Annotated in this window: 22 protein-coding genes and 1 other RNA gene; 6 read left to right on the top strand and 17 right to left on the bottom strand. The window is 62.4% G+C overall.

Annotated features, from left to right (window positions below; all coding sequences use genetic code 11):
- Positions 1-36: 36 nt before the first annotated feature.
- The gene (locus NKH43_RS29490) at positions 37-624 is read right to left on the bottom strand and encodes a 5-formyltetrahydrofolate cyclo-ligase (RefSeq protein ID WP_352861112.1); all 588 of its coding nucleotides are present in this window, start codon (positions 622-624) and stop codon (positions 37-39) included.
- A gap of 80 nt (positions 625-704) precedes the next feature.
- A non-coding RNA gene (gene ssrS / locus NKH43_RS29485) (6S RNA) lies at positions 705-860 on the bottom strand.
- Positions 861-1036: 176 nt separating this feature from the next.
- Between ssrS and NKH43_RS29480 the strand changes: the two genes are divergently transcribed.
- From NKH43_RS29480 to msrB, 5 genes are all read left to right on the top strand, one after another.
- Positions 1037-1876 carry an AAA family ATPase gene (locus tag NKH43_RS29480; RefSeq protein ID WP_352861110.1) on the top strand — a complete coding sequence of 280 codons (840 nt, stop codon included), beginning with the start codon at positions 1037-1039 and terminating at the stop codon, positions 1874-1876.
- Between the two features lie 118 nt (positions 1877-1994).
- A complete protein-coding gene (locus tag NKH43_RS29475) occupies positions 1995-2441 on the top strand; it encodes a GNAT family N-acetyltransferase (RefSeq protein ID WP_352815018.1) in 447 nt (148 codons plus the stop codon).
- Between the two features lie 8 nt (positions 2442-2449).
- Complete coding sequence (locus tag NKH43_RS29470) at positions 2450-3640, top strand: vWA domain-containing protein (protein ID WP_352861107.1); 1191 nt, start codon at positions 2450-2452, stop codon at positions 3638-3640.
- A complete protein-coding gene (locus NKH43_RS29465) occupies positions 3641-4462 on the top strand; it encodes an MBL fold metallo-hydrolase (protein ID WP_352480939.1) in 822 nt (273 codons plus the stop codon).
- A gap of 108 nt (positions 4463-4570) precedes the next feature.
- Positions 4571-4975 (top strand): peptide-methionine (R)-S-oxide reductase MsrB, encoded by a 405-nt coding sequence (gene msrB / locus NKH43_RS29460; RefSeq protein ID WP_023719650.1) that lies wholly within the window; start codon positions 4571-4573, stop codon positions 4973-4975.
- Positions 4976-4978: 3 nt separating this feature from the next.
- Here the strand turns inward: msrB and NKH43_RS29455 are convergent, their stop codons facing one another.
- From NKH43_RS29455 to NKH43_RS29395, 13 genes are all read right to left on the bottom strand, one after another.
- The gene (locus tag NKH43_RS29455; RefSeq protein ID WP_352480941.1) at positions 4979-5293 is read right to left on the bottom strand and encodes a hypothetical protein; all 315 of its coding nucleotides are present in this window, start codon (positions 5291-5293) and stop codon (positions 4979-4981) included.
- A gap of 71 nt (positions 5294-5364) precedes the next feature.
- The gene (locus tag NKH43_RS29450; protein ID WP_023719652.1) at positions 5365-5805 is read right to left on the bottom strand and encodes a hypothetical protein; all 441 of its coding nucleotides are present in this window, start codon (positions 5803-5805) and stop codon (positions 5365-5367) included.
- A gap of 51 nt (positions 5806-5856) precedes the next feature.
- The gene (locus NKH43_RS29445; RefSeq protein WP_023719653.1) at positions 5857-6117 is read right to left on the bottom strand and encodes a DUF2312 domain-containing protein; all 261 of its coding nucleotides are present in this window, start codon (positions 6115-6117) and stop codon (positions 5857-5859) included.
- A 161-nt stretch (positions 6118-6278) separates the two neighbouring features.
- Entirely contained in the window at positions 6279-9737 is a 3459-nt protein-coding gene (pyc, locus tag NKH43_RS29440) for a pyruvate carboxylase (RefSeq protein WP_352861105.1), read from the bottom strand.
- Positions 9738-9911: 174 nt separating this feature from the next.
- On the bottom strand, positions 9912-11030 hold the full coding sequence (locus tag NKH43_RS29435) for a branched-chain amino acid ABC transporter substrate-binding protein (protein WP_023719655.1): 1119 nt from the start codon (positions 11028-11030) through the stop codon (positions 9912-9914).
- A 140-nt stretch (positions 11031-11170) separates the two neighbouring features.
- Positions 11171-11518 carry a DUF6867 family protein gene (locus NKH43_RS29430; RefSeq protein WP_352861104.1) on the bottom strand — a complete coding sequence of 116 codons (348 nt, stop codon included), beginning with the start codon at positions 11516-11518 and terminating at the stop codon, positions 11171-11173.
- 17 nt (positions 11519-11535) lie between these two features.
- The gene (locus tag NKH43_RS29425) at positions 11536-12264 is read right to left on the bottom strand and encodes an ABC transporter ATP-binding protein (RefSeq protein WP_023719657.1); all 729 of its coding nucleotides are present in this window, start codon (positions 12262-12264) and stop codon (positions 11536-11538) included.
- Positions 12264-13655, bottom strand: a complete 1392-nt coding sequence (locus NKH43_RS29420) for a helix-hairpin-helix domain-containing protein (protein WP_502906521.1) — start codon at positions 13653-13655, stop codon at positions 12264-12266. The genes NKH43_RS29425 and NKH43_RS29420 overlap by 1 nt, the downstream gene beginning before the upstream one ends.
- A 131-nt stretch (positions 13656-13786) precedes the next feature.
- Positions 13787-15382: a high-affinity branched-chain amino acid ABC transporter permease LivM gene (gene livM / locus NKH43_RS29415; protein ID WP_352861101.1), complete on the bottom strand. Its 1596-nt coding sequence runs from the start codon at positions 15380-15382 to the stop codon at positions 13787-13789.
- Between the two features lie 4 nt (positions 15383-15386).
- Entirely contained in the window at positions 15387-16289 is a 903-nt protein-coding gene (locus NKH43_RS29410) for a branched-chain amino acid ABC transporter permease (RefSeq protein WP_023719660.1), read from the bottom strand.
- A gap of 334 nt (positions 16290-16623) precedes the next feature.
- Positions 16624-17625 carry a 4-hydroxyproline epimerase gene (locus NKH43_RS29405; RefSeq protein ID WP_352861099.1) on the bottom strand — a complete coding sequence of 334 codons (1002 nt, stop codon included), beginning with the start codon at positions 17623-17625 and terminating at the stop codon, positions 16624-16626.
- Positions 17626-17653: 28 nt separating this feature from the next.
- On the bottom strand, positions 17654-18904 hold the full coding sequence (locus tag NKH43_RS29400) for an NAD(P)/FAD-dependent oxidoreductase (protein WP_352861098.1): 1251 nt from the start codon (positions 18902-18904) through the stop codon (positions 17654-17656).
- A 48-nt stretch (positions 18905-18952) separates the two neighbouring features.
- Positions 18953-19846 (bottom strand): dihydrodipicolinate synthase family protein, encoded by an 894-nt coding sequence (locus NKH43_RS29395; RefSeq protein WP_352861096.1) that lies wholly within the window; start codon positions 19844-19846, stop codon positions 18953-18955.
- 103 nt (positions 19847-19949) lie between these two features.
- On the opposite strand from NKH43_RS29395, the gene NKH43_RS29390 reads away from it, so the two are divergent.
- A complete protein-coding gene (locus tag NKH43_RS29390; RefSeq protein ID WP_352861094.1) occupies positions 19950-20603 on the top strand; it encodes a GntR family transcriptional regulator in 654 nt (217 codons plus the stop codon).
- 14 nt (positions 20604-20617) lie between these two features.
- Here the strand turns inward: NKH43_RS29390 and NKH43_RS29385 are convergent, their stop codons facing one another.
- Positions 20618-20932: a hypothetical protein gene (locus NKH43_RS29385; RefSeq protein ID WP_352480947.1), complete on the bottom strand. Its 315-nt coding sequence runs from the start codon at positions 20930-20932 to the stop codon at positions 20618-20620.
- Positions 20933-21237: 305 nt separating this feature from the next.
- On the bottom strand, positions 21238-21537 hold the full coding sequence (locus NKH43_RS29380) for a hypothetical protein (protein WP_023719666.1): 300 nt from the start codon (positions 21535-21537) through the stop codon (positions 21238-21240).
- Positions 21538-21874 lie beyond the last annotated feature (337 nt).

Here is a 21874-nt window from a genome sequence, read left to right as displayed (position 1 = left end):
TGACTTTCGAAAAAGACCATGCGTCCAGGAACTTATCTACAATTTCGGCGCGAACAGGCGCAACCCGCTCTCGGTGAGTATTTCCGGAATGATCACGTCATGCGGCTCGTCCGGCACCTGGGCCACCTCCTGGCAGTCGAAGGCAATGCCGATCAGCCGCAGCTGCTGCCCGTTGTCGGCCAGCCGCGCGATCGCCCGGTCGTAATAGCCGGCGCCGTAACCGATGCGGTGGCCGCGCGCATCGAAGGCGGCAAGCGGCACCAGCATCACCTGCGGATCGAGTACCTCGGCTTCCTCATGCGGCCCGACGGTGCCGAAGCCCATGTCGATCATTGGCGCGCCGCGCACCAGTTCGCGAAAAACGATGGTGGTCTTGTCGAGAATGGCCGGCAGGCAGAGCCTCGCGCCCTTCTCGCGCAAGGCAAACATCAGCGGCCGGACGTCGACTTCCGAGCGCATCGGCCAGAAGCCTGAGACGATCTGGCCCGGCTCGACGGTGATCTGGTCGCGCGCCGTCTCGGCCATTTCGAGTGCTGCCTCCACACGCCAGAACGGATCGAGCGCATCGCGGCGCCCGAGGGCTTGGTTGCGAAGATTTTTTTTCAGGTCTTTTGAGGAGGTCATGGAGCCAGGATAGAAAAAGTCGGATCTGGACGGGGTTTTGGGAGCGACGTTTCCTACCGCATGGCCCACTGAAATGTGAGTGACGATCCACACAACCGGTGGAGAGAGCGATCCCGGGAACCTACAAAGTAGGTGGGCGCCGTATGAGAAAACCCACGGGTCTTCCCAGGGACAGCTCCCTAGGGATCATTAAGGCCCCGGGGAAAATGTTCTCCTGCCGGGAAGCGCAGACCGTCCCCGCCAATATAGGCAGACGGCAGGCCCAGCGCCAGAGAGACGACACGCTTCGAGTCTTAAATCGACGCAGAACCCCTCAACGAGGTCAGCGCCGGCAAGATCCCCGCTTCGCCAGCAGCGCCTTGCACAGCGAAGGCCGCGTCCTTAGGGTCGCGCGATGAACCCGGGAGCAAAAATGCGTTTCGAAGGCACGGCAGCCTATGTTGCCGACAAGGATCTGATGGTGGCGGTCAACGCGGCGATCGCGCTGGAGCGGCCGTTGCTGGTCAAGGGCGAGCCCGGCACCGGCAAGACCGAACTTGCCCGCCAGGTGGCGGCAGCGCTCGGTCTGGATCTGATCGAATGGCACGTCAAATCGACCACGCGGGCGCAGCAGGGTCTCTATGAATACGATGCCGTCTCGCGGCTGCGCGACAGCCAACTCGGCGACGAGCGCTTCAACGACATTCGCAATTACATCAAGCGCGGCAAATTATGGAATGCCTTTGCCGCCGGCAAGAAAGTCGTGCTTCTGATCGACGAGATCGACAAGGCCGATATCGAGTTCCCCAACGATCTGTTGCAGGAATTGGATAGAATGGAGTTCTTCGTCTACGAGACCGGCGAGACCATCCGCGCCACCGTCCGGCCGATCGTCATCATCACCTCCAACAACGAGAAGGAATTGCCGGACGCCTTCCTGCGCCGCTGCTTCTTCCACTACATCCGCTTCCCCGACGTCGACACTTTGCACAAAATCGTCGACGTGCATTATCCCGGCATCAAGCAGAACCTCGTGCGAGCAGCACTGACCCAGTTCTACGAGATCCGCGACGTGCCGGGCCTGAAGAAGAAGCCGTCGACCTCCGAGGCACTCGACTGGATCCGCCTGCTGGTCGCCGACGACATCGCGCCCGAGGACCTGCGCGCCGACCCGAAGAATGCTTTGCCGAAACTGCATGGCGCGTTGCTGAAGAACGAACAGGACGTGCATCTGTTCAAGCGCCTGGCCTTCATGGCGAGACGGCAGGGGTGAGGAGCCGGTCAGTCGGAAGCCGACGAAAGCCCTCGGACAGCGGTTTCCCGTCGCTGGACCGTTGCCCTTGGCCAGGCACGGAGGCAGCTTCGGGTTGCCGACTTCAGAGGGAGATGAAATGACCGAGATCACCGTCCGCCCATTGGCGCAATCCGACCATGCCGATTGGCGGCGTCTGTGGACCGCCTACCTCACCTTCTACGAAACCACGTTGCCGGAAGCGGTTTACGCCGTCACCTGGAAGCGGCTGTTCACGGCGGGCGAGTTCGAGCCGAAAGGCTTTATCGCCACCCTCGACGGCAAGGCCGTCGGCCTGACGCACTATCTCTACCATCGCTCCTGCTGGTCGGAGATAAACAACTGCTATCTGCAGGACCTGTTTGCCGACCCCGATGTGCGCGGCAAGGGCGTCGGCGCCGCCCTGATCGAAGCGGTCAGGCAGGAAGCCGGCAAGATCGGCGTCAAGAACGTCTACTGGATGACGCACGAGACCAACACCACCGCACGCAAGCTCTACGACCATGTGGCGCGCAGGACCGGCTTCATCGAGTATGATCTGCTGTAGACCGTGAGATGTTCATCCCCTTCTTCCTCGAACTGAAGGCAGCGCGGGTTCCGGTCTCGCTCCGCGAATATCTGTCGCTGCTGGAGGGGCTGGAGGCCGGGCTGGTCGACTATGATGTTGAGGGCTTTTACTATCTCGCCCGCGCCGCTCTGGTGAAGGACGAGCGCCACATCGACCGCTTCGACCAGGTCTTTTCGCACATCTTCAAAGGTGTCGAGGCGCGGGCTGGCGAAAACCCGGTCGATGTCGCAAACATCCCGGAGGAATGGCTGCGGAGGCTCGCCGAAAAGCACCTGACCGACGAGGAGAAGAAGCTGGTCGAGGCGCTGGGCGGCTTCGAAAATCTGATGGCGACGCTGAAGAAGCGGCTGGAGGAGCAAAAGGGCCGGCATCAGGGCGGTTCGAAATGGATCGGCACCGGCGGCACCTCGCCCTTCGGCGCCTATGGCTACAATCCCGAAGGCGTGCGCATCGGCCAGCACGAAAGCCGCAACCGCCGCGCGGTAAAAGTCTGGGACAAACGCGAGTTCAGGAATTTCGATGATGCCGTCGAGCTCGGCACCCGCAATATCAAGGTCGCGCTGAAACGCCTGCGCCGCTGGGTGCGCGAAGGTGCCGAAGAGGAATTCGACCTGCCAGGGACCATCCACGCCACCGCCGAGCACGGATATCTCGACGTTAAGACACAACCCGAACGTCGCAATGCGGTCAAGCTGCTGATGTTCTTCGATGTCGGCGGCTCGATGGACGACCACATCAGGAGCGTCGAGGAGCTATTTTCGGCTGCCCGCGCCGAATTCCGCCAGCTCGAATATTTCTATTTCCACAACTGCCTCTACGAGGGCGTGTGGAAGGACAATCGCCGCCGCCATGCCGAGGTGATTCCGACCTTCGATCTCCTGCGTAAATATGGCCCCGACTACAAGGTGATCGTCGTCGGCGACGCCTCGATGAGCCCCTACGAGATCGCCCATCCCGGCGGCTCGGTCGAGCACTGGAACAAGGAGGCCGGCGCCGTCTGGCTTGGGCGGTTGCTGCAGCAATGGCCAAATGCCATATGGCTCAACCCGGAAGCCGAGAAGAACTGGGGTTTTACCCATTCGATTGCCATGATCCGCGATATTTTTGACGGCCGCATGTTTCCACTGACGCTCGCCGGCCTCGAAGCCGCGACGAAGCAACTTTCAAGGAAGCACTGAATGGATCCACGCAAAACAGGAAGGTCGACCTGTTTCCTTTGCCTGCAATGCGGTGTCCAGTTCGCGGCGACAGCGACGCCGCCGCGACATTGCCCGATCTGCGAGGACGAGCGGCAATATGTGCGTTGGGAGGGCCAGGCCTGGACCACGCCGGAAGAGCTCGCCGCCGGCCATCGGCTCGCGATGAGAGACGACGCCGGCGTGCTCGCCTTCGGCATCGAGCCGCGCTTCGCCATCGGCCAGCGGGCATTGCTGGCGCAAACGCCGCACGGCAATGTGCTGTGGGACTGCATTTCGATGGTCAGCGACGAGGCGGTGGCCGAGATCAACCGCCGGGGCGGCCTCGCCGCGATCGCCATTTCCCACTGCCATTATTATTCGGCAATGGTCGAGTGGAGCGAGGCGTTTGGCGGCGTGCCGATTTATCTGCACGCCGATGATTGTCAGTGGATCATGCGGCCGCATCCGGCGATCATCAGCTGGCAAGGCGAGACGCGCGCCATAAACCCGTCGCTGACGCTCATCCGCTGCGGCGGCCACTTTGCCGGTGGCCAGGTGCTGCACTGGAAGCGCGACGGCGGCAATGCCATCCTGGCCGGCGACATCGTGCAGGTGACGCCGACTCGCCGCCATCTCAGCTTCATGTACAGCTACCCGAACTACATCCCGCTCAACGCTTCGAAAGTGCTCGGCATCAAGGCCGCGCTGGAGCCTTTCGCGTTCGACCATATCTATGGCGCGTGGTGGAACCAGAACGTCATCGGAGATGCAAAGGCGGCATTTTCAGCATCGGTTGCGCGCTATCTCGCCGCCATCGCCTGAGGAATTCTTCGCGACAGGATAGAAATACGGGCAAACGCGGTAACAAATCCCTATTTCAGGCGAAGTTGGGAAGGCAACCCAAATAGCGACCTAAGCTAAGAGGAAAAAATGGACAGCCACACCTACCCCGTTACCCGCACCGACGCCGAATGGCGCGCCCGGCTGACGCCTGAGCAATATGCGGTGATGCGCAACCACGGCACCGAGCGGCCGGGAAGCTGCGCCCTGCTGCACGAGAAGCGCGCCGGCACCTTCTCCTGCGTCGGCTGCGACCAACCCTTGTTTGAATCCAAGCTGAAATTCGAGAGCGGCACCGGCTGGCCGAGCTTCAACGACCCGGTGCCGGGTTCGCTCGAGACTACTGTCGACCGCAGCTACGGCATGGTCCGCACCGAATGCCATTGCGCCCGCTGCGGCAGCCATCTCGGCCACGTCTTCGAGGACGGCCCGCCGCCGACCGGCCTGCGCTATTGCATCAACGGCGTGGCGCTCAAATTCGAGCCGGCCGCCTGATCGTCAGGCCACGACCACCAGGATCAGCCACAACGTGGCGCCAAGCGTCATCAGCGAGGCCTTGGCGCCACTTGATTTTCCGGCAGTTCGCCAAACGGCAAAAGTCAGGAAGATGTTGTAGGGCACCGGCGCGAAATGCACCGCCAGAACCAGCGCAAGCGGCAACTTCAGCCCGAGCAGAATGAGCGCCGCCACCGATGACGCGACGTTGATCGCTGTGCCGACAACAACCAGGTCGCGCCAGAACAGCCGATCGAGCGGCACGCCGCCGAGCCAGCGTGAGCGGAAGAAGGCGGCAACGCGCGACATGATCGTCATCGATCCACCGGCTCCCTCGCTCTGCTCACCAGCGCAACCCTTCCACAAGGATTGCGTCTGGAAACCCTGCTTTATTCCTGACCCAGAACTTCGGCAATCGCGCGCTCGAAACGCGAGGCTTCCGTCACCAGCCAGTCGGTCATCGCCGGCCAATTGTCTTCGGCAAAACAATTCACCCGCCACATCGAATTGATGCCGAGGCCGTCGCAACTTTGTTCTGGCCTGAGCTTCAGCCTGTCTTCGATGGCCGGCTGGAACGGCTTCAGCCGCGACCAGGCTTGCGTGGCACCGAACTTCTCGTTGCGGCCGAAGAAGACGCCGACATGATTCTGCGCAGGCGCGACGTACATGGAAAGGACCAATGCGAAGTCGGGCAGCCCACGCTGCCAGAACCACGGTCCACGCCTCGCCAGCAGAGCCCTTTCATCCGGATGCCGTTCCGCGAACAGCGTCCAGAAGCTGCGTTGGCGGAATTCAGAGGCGCGGCGGGCGCCAAAATCGAATTCGCTCATGGTTCGAACCGTCGAGGGGCGCCGCAACCGGCGCCCAAGGCTGTTATCGGCCTACACCATTCCAAGCGCGGCCTTGTACAGATCGAGGATGGACTCCTCTTCCTGCCGCTCGGCCTGGTCCTTCTTGCGCAGCCGGATGATCGACCGCATCGCCTTGGTGTCAAATCCGGTGCCCTTGGCCTCGGCGAACACTTCCTTGATGTCGTCGGCAATCGTCTTCTTCTCTTCCTCGAGCCGCTCGATGCGTTCGATGAAGGCGCGCAGCTGGCCGGCGGCAACAGTCTGGCTGGTTTCGGTGATGTCGTCGGCCATATTCTTCACTCCGCGTCGTTTCTCGCCGCGACTCACGGGGACCCGAGCGGCGAATTGCAGCGGTTCGATGCCCGACCGGGCGCGGCGGGTCAAGGTGCTATCGATGCGGCATGAAGGGGCTGCTGCCAGGCGCCGACAAGGCTCTCTGATGCCGGCCTATTTCACCCGAACGCGATCAGCAGATCCTTGGCATCGATCTGGTCGCCGGCCTTGACCAGCACCTCGACGATGGTGCCGTCGCGTTCGGCATGCAACGCCGTTTCCATCTTCATCGCTTCGATCGACAGCAGCACGTCGCCGGCCTTCACCGCCTGGCCGGCAGCGACCACAAGCGCCGAGACGACGCCAGGCATCGGCGCGCCGACATGCGCCTCATTGCCCGGCTCCGCCTTGCGCCGTGCCTTGGCAGCGGAGGCGCCATGCGCCCGGTCCGGCACCTTCACCCGGCGCGGCTGGCCGTTGAGCTCGAAGAACACGGTGACCATGCCCTTTTCGTCGACATCGCCCATGGCAAGGCAGCGCACCACCAGCGTCTTGCCTTTTTCGATGTCGACGAAAATCTCGTCTTCCGGCTTCATGCCGTAGAAATAGGTCGGCGTCGGCAGCACGCTGACCGGCCCGTAGGTCTCCTGCGCGGCGGCGAAATCCGAAAACACCTTCGGATACATCAGCCACGACGCGAACTCGAACTCACTGAGCTTGCGCTCGAGCTTTTCCTCGACCTCCCTGCGGCTGGCCGTGAGGTCCGCCGCCTTGAGCAGCGAACCCGGCCGCACCGTGATCGGCTTTTCGCCCTTCAGCACCTTCTTCTGCAATGGCTTTGGCCAGCCGCCCGGCGACTGGCCGAGGTCGCCGCGCAACATCGACACCACAGAATCCGGGAAGGCGATGTCCCGCGCCGGATTCTCGACGTCGGCGACGGTCAGGTCCTGGCTGACCATCATCAGCGCCATGTCGCCGACGACCTTGGACGACGGCGTCACCTTGACGATATCGCCGAACATCAGATTGACGTCGTGATAGGTCTGCGCCACTTCGTGCCAGCGCGTCTCCAGCCCAAGCGAGCGCGCCTGTTCCTTGAGGTTGGTGAACTGCCCGCCAGGCATTTCGTGCAGATAGACCTCCGATGCTGGCCCCTTCAGGTCGCTTTCGAAGGCGGCGTACTGGTTGCGCACCGCCTCCCAGTAGAACGAGATATTCCTGATCCATTGCGGGTCGAGGCCCGGATCGCGCTCGGTGCCCTTCAGCGCCTCGACGATCGAACCCAGGCATGGCTGCGAGGTGTTGCCAGATAGCGAATCCATCGCCGCGTCGATGCCGTCGACACCGCTCTCCACCGCTGCCAGCACGGTGGCCGCCGACAGGCCGGATGTGTCGTGCGTGTGGAAGTGGATCGGCAGGTCTGTCGCCTCGCGCAGTGCCTTGAACAGCACGCGGGCAGCACTCGGCTTTAGAAGCCCCGCCATATCCTTGACGGCAATGATATGGGCGCCCGCCGCCTGCAATTCGCTGGCCAGGCCGACATAGTATTTCAGATCGTATTTCGCCCGCGCCGGATCGAGTATGTCGCCGGTATAGCAGATCGCCGCTTCGATCAGCTTGCCCTCGGCGCCGACCGCATCCATGGCCACACGCATGTTCTCGACCCAGTTCAGGCAGTCGAAGACGCGGAACAGGTCGATGCCGCCAGCAGCGGCCTGGTGGACGAAATGCTGGACGACGTTGTCGGGATAGTTGGTATAGCCAACGCCGTTGGCGCCACGCAGAAGCATCTGCAGCAGAAGATTGGGTGCTGCCTCGCGCACCAGCGACAGCCGCTCCCATGGATCTTCGGTGAGGAAGCGCATGGCGACGTCGAATGTTGCGCCGCCCCAGCATTCGAGTGACAAAAGCTGCGGCAGAGCGCGCGCATAGGTGCCGGCGATGCCGGCGATGTCATAGGTGCGCACACGCGTCGCGAGCAAGGATTGATGCCCGTCGCGCATTGTCGTGTCGGTGACCAGCACCTCTTTTTGCTCGCGCATCCACGCCGCGAATTTCTCCGGCCCGAGCACGTCGAGCTTCTGCTTGCTGCCGTCAGGCACATTGCCGTTGAGATATGGCACCACCGGTGGCGCCGCATCTGCTTTTGGCTGCGGCCGGCCGCGCGTCTCGGGATGGCCATTGACCGAAACGTCGGCAAGATAGTTGAGCAGCTTGGTCGCGCGGTCCTGCCGCTTCACGCTGGCGAACAGTTCCGGCGTCGTGTCGATGAACTTGGTGGTGTAGGAATTGTCGGCGAAGCTCCGGTGATTGATGATCGCCTCGAGAAAGGTGAGATTGGTCGCCACGCCCCGGATTCGGAATTCGCGCAACGCCCGGTTCATGCGGGCGATGGTCTCGGCCGGCGTCGGCGCCCACGCCGTCACCTTTTCCAGCAATGGATCGTAGAAGCGGGTGATGACCGCGCCCGAATAGGCGGTGCCCCCATCAAGGCGGATGCCGAAGCCGGTGGCGCCGCGATAGGCGGTGATGCGGCCATAGTCGGGGATGAAATTATGCTCGGGGTCTTCAGTGGTGATGCGGCACTGCAGCGCGTGCCCGTTGAGCCTGATGTCCTTCTGCGTCGGCACGCCCGATTCCGCCGTGCCGATGGCAAAGCCGTCGAGTATGTGGATCTGTGCTTTGACGATGTCGATGCCGGTCACTTGTTCGGTGACGGTGTGCTCGACCTGGATGCGCGGATTGACCTCGATGAAATAGAATTTTCCGGTATCGGCATCCTGCAGGAACTCGACCGTGCCGGCGCCGATATAGCTGGTTTCGCGCGCGATCCTCAGCGCGTAGCCGCAAAGCTCCTCGCGCTGCGACATTTCGAGATAGGGCGCCGGCGCCCGCTCGACCACTTTCTGGTTGCGGCGCTGGATCGAACAATCGCGCTCGAATAGGTGCACGGCGTTGCCATGTCTGTCGCCCAGCACCTGCACCTCGACATGGCGGGCGCGCTCGATCAGCTTTTCGAGATAGACCTCGTCCTTGCCGAAAGCCGCCTTCGCCTCACGCTTGCCTTCCATCACCTCGCGGGCGAGATCGGCCTCGGAGCGGATGGCGCGCATGCCGCGGCCGCCGCCGCCCCAGGATGCCTTGAGCATCACCGGGTAGCCGATCGTCCTGGCGAGTTCCTTCACCGCCGCCATGTCGTCCGGCAAGGGATCGGTGGCGGGAATTACCGGCACACCGACTTCGATTGCGAGATTGCGGGCGGCGACCTTGTTGCCCAGCCTGCGCATCGTATCCGGCTTTGGCCCGATGAAGATGATGCCGGCCGTGGCGCAGGCCTCGGCGAATTCCGGGCTCTCCGACAGCAGGCCGTAGCCTGGATGGATCGCATCGGCGCCCGAAAGCCTGGCGACGCGGATAACCTCCTCGATCGACAGATAGCTTTCGATCGGCCCCATATCCCTGGTCAGGTGCGGCCCGCGCCCGACCTGGTAGCTTTCGTCGGCCTTGAAGCGATGCAGGGAGTATTTGTCTTCCTCCGCCCAGATCGCCACGGTTTTGAGGCCGAGTTCATTAGCCGCGCGGAAGACGCGGATGGCAATTTCGGAGCGGTTGGCGACAAGGATCTTCGAGATTGCCAAGGACAGGGCTCCGGACACGGGGAAGGGAACTGCCGGACATGATTAGCGCGAAAATGCTGCAGTGCAAACAAAATCGGGCAGCGGCTAAACCGATTTAAATCAACCCGATGTCGTCAAAACGGAAATGCCCGGCGCAAGCGCCGGGCATCTCCAAAATTATCGTCGTCGACAGGCTTACATCTTCTGGATGTAGGTGTACTTGCCGTCGTCGCCCTTCTTCCACTCGTACATGACGTAGCCGGGCAACGTCGGATCGCCCTTCGCGTCATAGGAGAGGTCGCCCAGAACGGTCTTGAACGGACCCTTCTCATGCAGCGCCTTGGCAACTTCCTGCGGGTCGTTCGACTTGGCAACGGTGGCTGCTTCGGCGATCGCCTGCATGGCGGCGTAGGAGTAAAGCGTGTAGGCCTCCGGTTCGAAGCCCTGCGCGCGGAACTTCTCGACGAGTTCCTTGTTCGTCGGGATCAGACGCGGATCCGGGCCGAACGTGTTCAGCGTGCCCGCAACTGCGTCGCCAGCGATCGAGGCCAGCTCGTTCGACACGATGCCGTCGCCGGAAACCAGCGTCGCCTTGAGGCCCTGGTCAGCCGCCTGGCGGATGATCAGGCCGGCTTCGGTGTGCAGGCCACCCCAATAGATGATGGAAACGCCGGCTTCCTTCATCTTGGCGATCAGCGCCGAGAAGTCCTTGTCGCCGACATTGACGCCTTCGTACATGACTTCCGTCAGGCCGGCTGCGTTCATCGCCTTCTTGGTCTCATCGGCAAGGCCCTGGCCGTAGGTCGTCTTGTCGTGGATGACCGCGATCTTGGCATCCTTGAAGTTCGCCGCGAGATAGGCGCCGGCGATGCTGCCCTGCTGGTCGTCACGTCCGCAGGTGCGGAACGTGTTCCACATGCCGCGTTCGGTGAACTTCGGATTGGTCGCGGCCGGCGTGATCTCGAGGATGCCGTTTTCCGCGTAGACTTCCGACGCCGGGATCGAGACGCCCGAGTTGAAGTGGCCAACCACGAACTTGACGCCGTCGCCGACGAACTTGTTGGCGACCGAGATGCCCTGCTTCGGATCGGAGACGTCGTCGCCGACCGAGAGCTTGATCTGCTCGCCATTGATGCCACCGGCCGCATTGATGTCGGCGACGGCCTGTTCGGCACCCTTCTGCAGCTGCGCGCCGAAGGCGGCATTCGGACCGGTGATCGGACCGGCGACGCCAACCAGGACGTCAGCCCACGCGCTGCCGCTGAACGCGATCAGCGCGGTCAGGGCGACGGCGGACAAAAGTGATTTTTTCATGTAAAACGCTCCCATTTACGGAGTGGGCGTTGGATGATGCTTTCATGCGATGCCCACTTTTACTCGCAGAAAACGTACTTTGCCGATTTTCAGGCACTTGTCACGCCGATTCATCCCCGAAACGGCGTTAATCATGAACGTCAACCTTTCGGCTTCCAGCTCAAAACCGATGCTCTTTCATAGAGCCAATTATACTGTGTCACCATCTGGTTTGTGCGCGTGTATTGATAGCCGATGAAGCCCAATATCATCAGTACGATCGTATCCACGATATAGTAATGCAGCGAGAACATCGTGCCGCCGAACAGCGCGTGATGAATGAACCTTACGCCAATGCCAAGGCCGAGCATGTAGGCGAACAATTGGAGGAAGCTGCGCCATGTCTGGGCGCTGGCCTTGCCGGTCATCCATGCCGCCCAGCCGCCGAGCAGGCAGGTGACGAACAAGAACTGCCAGATCGAGGGTTCCTCGTAGAGAATGCCCTGCATGATGAAGTCTCCTGAACTCAGTGGTGGCCGCCTTCGAGATAGGCGGCGCGCACTTCCGGATTGGCGAGCAGCTCCTTGCCGGTGCCGCTCATCGTCACATTGCCGTTGACCATGACATAGCCGCGCGTCGCGAGCTTCAGCGCGCCGAAGGCGTTCTGCTCGACCAGGAATACGGTCAGCCCTTGGGTCCGGTTCAACTCGCGGATGGCGTCGAAGATCTGCTTCACGATCAGCGGCGCCAGGCCGAGCGACGGCTCGTCGAGCAGGAGCAGCTTCGGCCGTGCCATCAGCGCACGCCCGATCGACAGCATCTGCTGTTCGCCGCCCGACAGGGTGCCGCCGCGCTGGGCGATGCGTTCCTTCAGGCGCGGAAACAGCGTGAACACCTTCTCGACGTCCTCGTCGTAATGCTTGAGGCCGTCGAGGCTGGCGCCCATCTGCAGGTTTTCCATCACCGTCATGCGCGGGAAGATGCGCCGGCCCTCCGGCGACTGGGCGATCCGCATGCGCGCGATCTCATGCGTTGGCATCTGGGTAATATCGGTGCCGGCGAAGGTGATCGTGCCCGCCCGCGCCCGTGGAGCACCAAAAATGGTCATCATCAGCGTCGACTTGCCGGCGCCGTTCGCGCCGATCAGCGCCACGATCTCGCCCTGCCTGACGGTGACGTCGACACCGTTCAGCGCCCTGATGTTGCCGTAGTAGGTCTGGACGCCTTTGATATCGAGCAGCGTTGTGCCGGCCATCACTTGCGCCCTCCGCGCTTGCCCGCAGGTGCGGCAGCCGTCTTGCCGGCAACTGTTTTCGCAGTTTTCCCGGAAGCACGACCGGAGGCGTGGCTCGTTTCCACTTTCCCGGCGTCGACGCGACGCGAAAATTCCGTCTCCTTGCCGGCGGCGAGAAGCTTGGCCTGACCAACCCAGTCCTCACGGGCGATGCGTCCGTCGAAGGCGAGATAGGCCTCGACCGCCGCGATGTCGGCTTTCTTCCATGCCGCGATCTGGTCGAAATGGAAGATGCCGTGCTGGTTGAGCTTCTTCTCGTTGACCGTGCCGATGCCCTTGATGCGGGTCAGATTGTCGGCCTTGCCGCCACGTGGCGCTGTGAGCCGGTTCGAAACGCCCGCGACCTTCGACTTGGCCGGCGCCTTGGCCGTGGAGGATTTCGCGGTCGGCTTAGCTGCAGCGGGTTCCGCCTTGGCCGGGGGAGCGGCGGCTTGCGCTGCCGCCTTGCTTGCCGCGGCACTCGACCTTGCATCGAACTGCCCGGCTTTCGAGGCGCCTTTCGACACGGTCACGCGCTCGCCCTCGCTGTGGCCGATCGTATCGGTCACCGGTCCGGCGAGATACGAAGACGATGTGCCTGGGCCGTGCGCGGAATCGGGACCGGTGTCCAATTGCTCGATGACGTCCTCGTCGCCGACTTCGGTCAGTACCGTCTCGACTTCCTCGTCTTCGACGCCGAGATAGGCAGCGATGACGCGCGGATCGGTGCGTACCGAATGCGGGCTGCCGTCCGATATCTTGCGCCCGTATTCGAGCACCACGACGTGGTCGGAAATCTGCATGACCACCGCCATGTCGTGCTCGATCAGCAGGATCGAGGTGCCGGTGTTGTCTTTGATGTCCATCAGCAGCGCGTTGAGCGCCATTGATTCCTTCGGATTGAGGCCGGCAGCCGGCTCGTCGAGGCAGAGCAGCTCCGGACCCGTGCACATTGCCCGCGCGATCTCGAGACGCCGTTGCGCACCATAGGGCAGGTCGCCGGCGGGATCGTCGGCACGGTCGACGAGATCGGCCTTCTCCAGCCAGTGCCTGGCCAGTTCGACCGACTCGGCCGATGCCTTCCGGTAGCCGCTGAAGCCGAACAGGCCGAGCACGGTGTAGCCGGACGCCTTCATCAGCTTGTTGTGCTGGGCCACCAGCAGGTTCTCGAGCAGCGTCATGCCCGAGAACAGGCGGATGTTCTGAAAGGTGCGCGCCACCTTGGCGCGTGCCGGGATCTCGTGGTTCGGCAGGCGTTCGAGCAGATAGCTCGAGCCGTCGCGCCGGTGGAGCGTGAGCATGCCTTCCGACGGTTTGTAGAAACCGGTGATGCAATTGAACACCGTGGTCTTGCCGGCGCCGTTCGGCCCGATCAGCGCGGTGATCTCGCCGCGCTTGGCCTGAAACGAGAGATCGCCGATGGCGACCAGGCCGCCGAATTTCATCGACAAATGGTCGACCTGCAGGATGGCATCGTTCATGGGAAATGGGCTCGCATCACTCATCAGCCGTGGCCTTCCTTGGTGAAGGAGCCGGATACGGCCTTGCTCTCCTTGAGGAAGGCCGTCGGTTCACGGCTGCCGACGAAGCCGCGCGGCTTCCACAGCATGACGATGACCATGGCCATGCCGAACAAAAGCATGCGGTAGAGTTCCGGGGTGAAGTCGGGGCCGAAGACCTGCTTCAGGAAATCGAGTTCGCGCAGCACCTCCGTGCCGCCGATCATCACCATGGCGGCGACGGCGATGCCAACCAGCGAACCCATGCCGCCAAGCACGACGATGGCCAGGATGATGGCCGATTCCAGGAAGATGAAGGATTCGGGGCTGACGAAACCTTGCCGCGCCGCGAAGAACGAGCCGGCGAAGCCGCCGAACATGGCGCCGGTGGCAAAGGCGGTGAGCTTGGTGGTGGTGGTGTTGATGCCCAGCGAGCGGCAGGCGATCTCATCCTCGCGCAGCGCTTCCCAGGCGCGGCCGACAGGCATGCGCCTTAGCCGTATCGTGACGAAGGCGGTGAGCAGGCAGAGCCCCAGGATCAGATAGTAGAGGAATATCTTGTAGTAGGCGCTCGATGTGGCGATATCCAACACCTTGGCGATGTAATTCGGATCCGAAACGTTGAACGTCATCAGGCCGAAAAAGGTGACCTTGGGGATGCCGGAGATGCCGGCCGAGCCGTTCGTAACCTCGCGCCAATTGATCAGCACGAGACGAATGATCTCGCCGAAGGCAAGCGTCACGATCGCCAGATAATCGCCGCGCAGGCGCAGCACCGGAAACCCGAGCAATACCCCCCAGAAGGCGGCCATAGCGCCGGCGGCGGGCAGCAGGATCCAGAACGACAGGCCAAAATGCGTGCCGAGCAGCGCATAGGCATAGGCGCCGACCGCGTAGAAGGCGACGTAGCCGAGATCGAGCAGGCCGGCGAGGCCGACGACGATGTTCAGCCCCCAGGCGAGCATCACATAGATCAGGATCTGGATGCCGAAATTGTCGACCCATTTCAGTGAACCCTGGAACCCGCCGGCCATCGAACCTGCGTACACGGCAAGCACCGCCACGACGATGATCGGGTAGAGCGCCAGTGCGGTTATGCCCAACGCCGAGAAATGGGCGAGGATGAAGGTGCGGAAATAGAACAGCACCGAGGCCAGCGCATAGATGATCGCCAGCGCCCGCGCGAAGCGCGCATAACCGGCGAGACCCGGCCCCAGCAAACCATCGAGCGAGCCGGCCAGCAGCGCCAGCACAGCCACTACGACGACGGCAGCAATGAAATACGGCAACCGGAAGAACCGCGTCGCCACGCTTTCCGGCAACAGCCCGGTGGCGATGTCGGCAATCTTCTGGTTGGCCAGGAAGGGCTGGCCGTAGGCAACGTAGAGAAAGCGGCCGAGCATGGTGGCGATCACCACGGCGGCGAGCAGGCCCCAGCGCTGTACGAGGATCAGCTCGTTGGAGATGTTCTGATCGGTCCGCAGGCCGATGAACAGCACGAACAGGCCGAGCGCGACGGCACCAGCATAAAGCGCCTCGCGCGTGGCGCGTTGCACTGGGGTGGCGACGACGCCGCGCTCCGGAGATACAGTGACCGCCATGACCTCAGACCTTTTCGACTTCTGGCCGGCCCAATATGCCGGAAGGCAGGAAGATCAGGACGATCGCCAGGATGGAGAAGGCGGCGACGTCCTTGTAGTCGATCGAGAAATAAGCCGACCACATGCTTTCGATGAAGCCGATCATCAGCCCGCCGAGCACGGCGCCGGGCAGCGAGCCGATGCCGCCGAGCACCGCCGCGGTGAACGCCTTCACGCCGGGCGTGAAACCGTCGGAGAAGGCGATGACGCCGTAATACATCAGGAACAGCGTGCCGGCGACGGCAGCAAGGGCCGCACCCATGACGAAGGTGATCGAGATGGTGCGGTCGACGTCGATGCCAAGCAACGCCGCCATCTTGCGGTCCTGCTCGCATGCCCTTTGCGCCCGGCCCAGTGAGGTCTTGTTGACCAAATACCAGAACAGCGCCAGCAGCAGCGCGGTGACGATGACGATGATGATCTGCTTCAGCGATACGCTGATGCCCTCGATGTTGTAGACCGTGGACACCATCGGCGGGATCGGCTTGTTGCGCGGCCCTTGCGTCACCTGGACGAAGTTCGACAGGGCGATCGACATGCCGATCGCGGTGATCAGCGGGGCCAGCCGGAACGAACCGCGCAAAGGCCGGTAGGCCACCTTCTCGATCGTCCAATTATACAGGCTGGTCAGCAGCATCGCGACGATCATCATGATCAGCAGCGCGATCACCACCGGCAAGGAATAGAACAATGCGCCGAGAATGAGGAAAACGATGAGGGCGGTGAATGCCCCGACCATGAAGATGTCGCCATGGGCAAAATTGATCATGCCGATGATGCCGTAGACCATCGTATAGCCGATCGCTATCAGCCCATAGATCGATCCCAGCGTCAGCCCATTGATAAGCTGCTGGACAAAATACTGCATGCTGTCGTGGCTCCCCTGGAATGTCGCCCATGCAGACGCATTCCTTTTCGTATTTCCCCTAGTCGTAAAGTTTCGAGCCCGGATTGCAACGTGATTTTTCGATGGCTATGCGTGTTTTCGCCGCACGCCGTCCGATTGCCCGTTTTATTCCCGTCCGGCCCCTGGACCATCGCGGACCCTACCATTGGCCTAACGCAATGTCTTTGACGATTCAACCGCACCATGCGCCTCGTTTCGAAGAAATCGCCGTCAAAATAAGTTGATGAGCGGGATCGTTGCGTCGTTGATCGCAATCCGTTTACGCTCTCTTTCTTCCCCTGCGTCAGCGTTTTTTCTATTTGACGACGAAGCCGTGCGCGAACGGGTCGCGGTCGTCGATGAAGATCGTGTTCAATCCGGTCATCCGTGCCCAGCCGCCGATCGACGGAATGATCGCCGGCTTGCCGGCGACGGTGACCTCTTTTTCCACCCTGCCCTTGAACAGCGAGCCGATGATCGATTCATGGACGAAGTCGTCGCCAACCCCAAGCTTGCCCTTGGCGTGAAGCTGCGCCATCCGCGCCGAGGTGCCGGTGCCGCAGGGCGAGCGGTCGATCGCCTTGTCGCCGTAGAAGACGGCGTTGCGGGCATCGGCTTGCGGGTTGGTCGGCGCACCGGTCCACAATATGTGCGACAGCTTGTCGATGCCGGGATTCTCCGGGTGGACGAAGGAATATTTCTCGTTGAGCCGCTGCCGCACCACCGGGCTCCAGGCGATCAGCTCGCCCGCCGAATGGTCGGCCATGTCGCGATAGTTCGTTTGCGGTTCGACGATGGCGTAGAAGTTGCCGCCATAGGCGACATCGACGCTGATCTCGCCGAGCCCGGGGCATTCGACCGTCAGTCCCTCGGCATAGAGGAAGGACGGCACATTGGTGATGCGCACCTCCTCGACATAGTCGCCGACCTGCTTGTACTCGGCGACGACCAGGCCCGCCGGCGTATCCAGCCCGAGCACGCCCGGCGTCTTCGGCTTGATCAGCCCCTGTTCGACGGCAAAGGTCACAGTGCCGATTGTGCCGTGGCCGCACATCGGCAGACAGCCGGAGGTTTCGATGAACAGGATGGCGATGTCGCAATCCTCGCGCGTCGGCGGATAGAGGATCGAGCCGGACATCACGTCATGGCCGCGCGGCTCGAACATCAGCCCGGTGCGGATCCAGTCATATTCGGCCAGGAAATGCGCTCGCCGCTCCATCATCGTCGAGCCGTTGAGCAGCGGTCCGCCGCCGGCGACCAGCCGCACCGGATTGCCGCAGGTGTGGCCGTCTATGCAGAAGAAGGAATTCTTGGCCATGCCGGCTCCCAACTGAATGTCTTCGATCTCAAAACCGTTGCGGACTGAACGGACCGAGATCGAGCGATGGACTCTGCCCGAGAACGAGCTCACGGATCAAGCGTCCGGTCGCCGCGGCCTGGGTCAGGCCGAGATGACCATGGCCGAAGCCATACACCACCGACGGCGTTTTTTGCGACCGCCCGATCACCGACAACGAATCCGGCAGCGACGGCCGGAACCCCATCCATTCGCGGCCATTGGCCGGATCCAGCCCTGGCAGGAACTTTTGCGCCTTTTCGAGCAGTGCTTTCGAGCGCGCATAATTGGGCGGCCTTTCGAGGCCGCCGAGCTCGACCGCGCCACCGACGCGCAGGCCGGTCTCGAGCGGCGTGATGACAAAGCCATGCCCGGAGAAGATCAATTGCCGCTTTACGTCGAACGCAGTCTTCGGCAGCGTCGTGTTGTAGCCACGCTCGGTCTCCAGCGGGATGCCGTCGCCGAGATGTCTCGCCAGCAGATGCGACCAGGCCCCGGCAGCGATGACGACATGCTTTGCCCGACGCGTCGTACCGTCGGCCATGGTCAGGATCGCGTCGCCCTGTCCCGCCTCGATACGCTCGATCCGGGCCTTTTCGAACCCCGCGCCCAACCTCTCGGCATAGGCCCATAAGGCCTTTCCAAGCAGCTTGGGGTCGGCGACGGTCTTCCACCCCGGCACGAACGTGCCCCTGGCGAAGCGCGGCGACAGGCCGGGCTGCAAGGCGGCGAGAGCGCTGCCTTCGACATGGTTGAAGCCGATGCCGAAGCGCTGCCTTGCCGCCCAGCCGGGCAGCGACGCCTTGAACTCAGCCTCGCTTTCGTAGAGTTCGAGCGAGCCGTCCTCGTGCAGCATCGGCCGTGTGCCGGAACGGTCGAGCAAGCCCATCCATTCCGCCTCGGCGAGCTTCATCATCCCGGCCTGCGCGGCAAGGCCGGCTTCATAGCGGTCGCTTCGGCCGGCCCGCCAGAAGCGGACCAGCCAGGGCAACAGCTTCGGCAGATAGGCGGGCGGAATGCTGAGCGGGCCTAGCGGGTCGGCGAGCCATTTCGGCAACTGCCTGATCATGCCCTTGTGAGCCAGCGGCAGCACATCGGAGAACGCCAAGGCAGCGGCATTGCCGGAGCTGGTTTCCTCGCAGATCCCCGTCCGATCGAAGATCGTGACGTTTCGCCCCGCCTCGGCCAGAAAGGCGGCGGCGCAGATGCCGATGATGCCGCCACCAATGATGGCAACATCGAGCGTAGCATCATCATTCATTGCCATGCGCCGCGCTGCACATCTGCAAATAGCCTCAAAGTGACTGGATCAGAATGTCGGCAGCTCTGGCCGCACCGCCAGCGCATCCCTGACGATCTTTTCGACAGCCTTGCGGCGCTCGCCCGACAATGGCTGGCGCGGCATGCGCACCCGGTCATTGGTATCGATGGCGAAGACTTCCGCGAGCTTGATGTTCTGCACCAGATAGGTCGATACGTCGAGATCGAGCAGCGGCCGGAACCAGCGGTAGATCTTCAGCGCCTCCTCACGGCGGCCCTGTCTCATCAGCTGGTAGACAGCGACCGTCTCGCGCGGGAACGCGGTGACCAGGCCCGCCACCCAGCCGATAGCGCCGACCGACAGCGCCTCGAAGGCGAGATTGTCGACGCCGGTGAACAAATCGTAGCGGTCGCCGAGGCGGTTGATGATCTCGGTCGAGCGGCGGATATCGTCGGAGGACTCCTTGATGGCGACGAAGCGCTGGTCCTTCGCCAGTTCCTCCATCTGGTCGACGGTGACGTCGACGCGGTAGGCAAGCCGGTTGGAGTAGATCATCACCGGCAGGTCGCCGGCCGCGGCGACGGCGCTGAGTGCCGCGACTGTCTCCTCGGCATTGGTATGGTAGATCGGGCTCGGCACCACCATCAAACCGTTCGCGCCTTCTTTTGCGGCGCGGCGCGCGATCGTCGCCGCCTCGCGTGTGCCGGCTTCGTTGACCGTCAACAGCACCGGTTTGTTGCCGGCGATCTTCTGCGCGGTCTTCAGCACCTCGATCTTTTCGTCATGCGACAGCATCGGTCCTTCGCCAAGCGAGCCACAGACGATGATGCCGTCGCAGCCGGCCTCCATCTGCAGCGCAAAGCAGCGCTCCATCTCGGCATGGTCGAGGCGATCATCCTCGGTGAATTTGGTCGTAACGGCGGGGAAAACTCCGGCCCACATGTCGGTTGCTCCATCTGATATATCAGTCGTATATTTCTTAAGAAGCCGGCTGTCAACGTTGAATCTGATATGATATATCAAAAATATATCAGGAGACGCCGCATTGGTATATGACAACCCAGGCTCCGAGCCGGCGACTGCGAAGGCCTACCGCAGGCTCGAGCATATGATCGTAACGCTCGAACTGGCGCCCGCGAGCTTCATCACCGAGGGGGCGCTGATCGACAGGCTCGGCCTTGGCCGCACCCCGGTGCGCGAAGCGATCCAGCGGCTGGCCTGGGAGGGGCTGCTCGAGGTCCGGCCGCGTGCCGGCATTGCCATTGCCCCGCTTCACCCTGGCGACTGGCTGCGCGTCCTCGACGCCCGCCGCGGCGTCGAGGTCGTGCTTGCCCGCTCGGCCGCTCGCTTCGTCACCCGCGAGGCCGCCGACCTGTTTCATGACGCAGCGCTGGCCATGCAAAAGGCCGTGATTTCGGAAAATGTTCTTTGCTTCATCCAAGCCGACAAGGCGCTTGATGAGGCGCTGGCGCTGGCTGCAGACAACCCGTTCGGGGCGCGCCTGGCGGCCCCCTTGCAAACCCACAGCCGCCGCTTCTGGTTCCGCTACAAGGCCGATACCGGCTTGGCCGAATCCGCCGAGCACCATGTCGCATTGATCCGCTCGATCCTCGCCGGCGACGAAGAGGCCGCGGCCAAGGACGCCAAGCGGCTGATGGCGTTGCTGCGCGGCCACGCTGAGGCAGCTGCTACGCGCTGACGCCGCCCGCTCCCTCATGAGTTTTGGCCGGGCAGGGCCTCCACGCTTTCCCAATTTTCGCCGGCTGCGACAATGCAGCTTCTGCCGGCGACGTCGGTCACGATGACCGTCCAGCTTCCGCTATCGGCGACAAAAACTTCCATGACCGCCTCCTGACCGATCAGTCCGAGAGCAAACTGTCTTTCCTGGAAATTCTCGGCTAGGTGGGCGACGAGGTCGCCATGTTCAACGCAGTATTGATATTGGGCGCTTGCGGCATTCGTACCCACCGCGAATAAGCCAGCAAAAGCTACGGTCTTCACCCATCCTAACAGCGATTTGCGTGCCATAGGGCACCTCCTTTGCCATCACGATCCGGCAAAGGGAGGTGATTGACGGCCTCATTTTGCCGGAGCGATCCAGGCCGGTTCCGACGTCATCATCGCGTCGCTCCTTTCCGTGTTCCGGTCTGCCGCCAGCGGGAACGATTCTGGATGTTCTCGCTATGTTCCATATATGGTATCGCTAACGAAAAATAGCAAGCCGTGCGCGCCTCAAGTGGGCGCGGGGAGATCCGTTTCAAGGTCGCCGAGAACAGGGCCGCAGCCCGGCTGTCGTGCCGAGGCTGCGGCCAGGTGAATAGGAAAGGCCTACTTCAGGTACCGGGCAGCGCCGCTATCGTCATCGCGCTCTCCCAGCCTTCGCCGACTGAAATCACGCAGCTTTGACCTTTTGTATCGCTGGCGAGGATGGTCCAGGTGCCCTTGTCGGAAACGAAGACTTCAAGCACCACATTCGGATTGACGACGCCAACCGCGCTCGGGTTTTCATGAAACTTCTCGCCGAGCGCCTTGACCATATCTGCGCGTGCCGCGCATTGCTCGGCAGCCATTGCCGGGATGGCGGAAAGCGCCGCCGTTGCCGCGCAAGCTATGATCGCCATGAGACGTGTCATCTGACATCTCCTTTGCGCCGGACGATATCCCCCGGAGCCGTCACCAGCGCCGTTGGTTGATCTGCCAGCTCCTCCTTCGCGGCAGGACTGCAACCTAAGAGGATTGCTGCCTTCTTGGTTCCATCACATTCGTGTTCATGCCGATGAAGACCGCGACAAAAAAGGCCCGGGCTCCAAGCCCGGGCCTTTCTTGCTTTCTGCGATTTGGATCAGTTCATCGTCGGGATGACGAACTCGGCGCCGTCCTTCACACCGGCCCGCGCGCCCGCAGCCGAAGCGAGGACGCGCAGACAGGAAACCGTCCGGCTAATTCATCGTCGGGATGACGAACTCGGCG

The organism is Mesorhizobium sp. M1163 (genome assembly GCF_040318415.1).
Taxonomy (GTDB): Bacteria; Pseudomonadota; Alphaproteobacteria; order Rhizobiales; family Rhizobiaceae; genus Mesorhizobium.
This window is presented reverse-complemented; position numbering and strand designations above follow the sequence as displayed.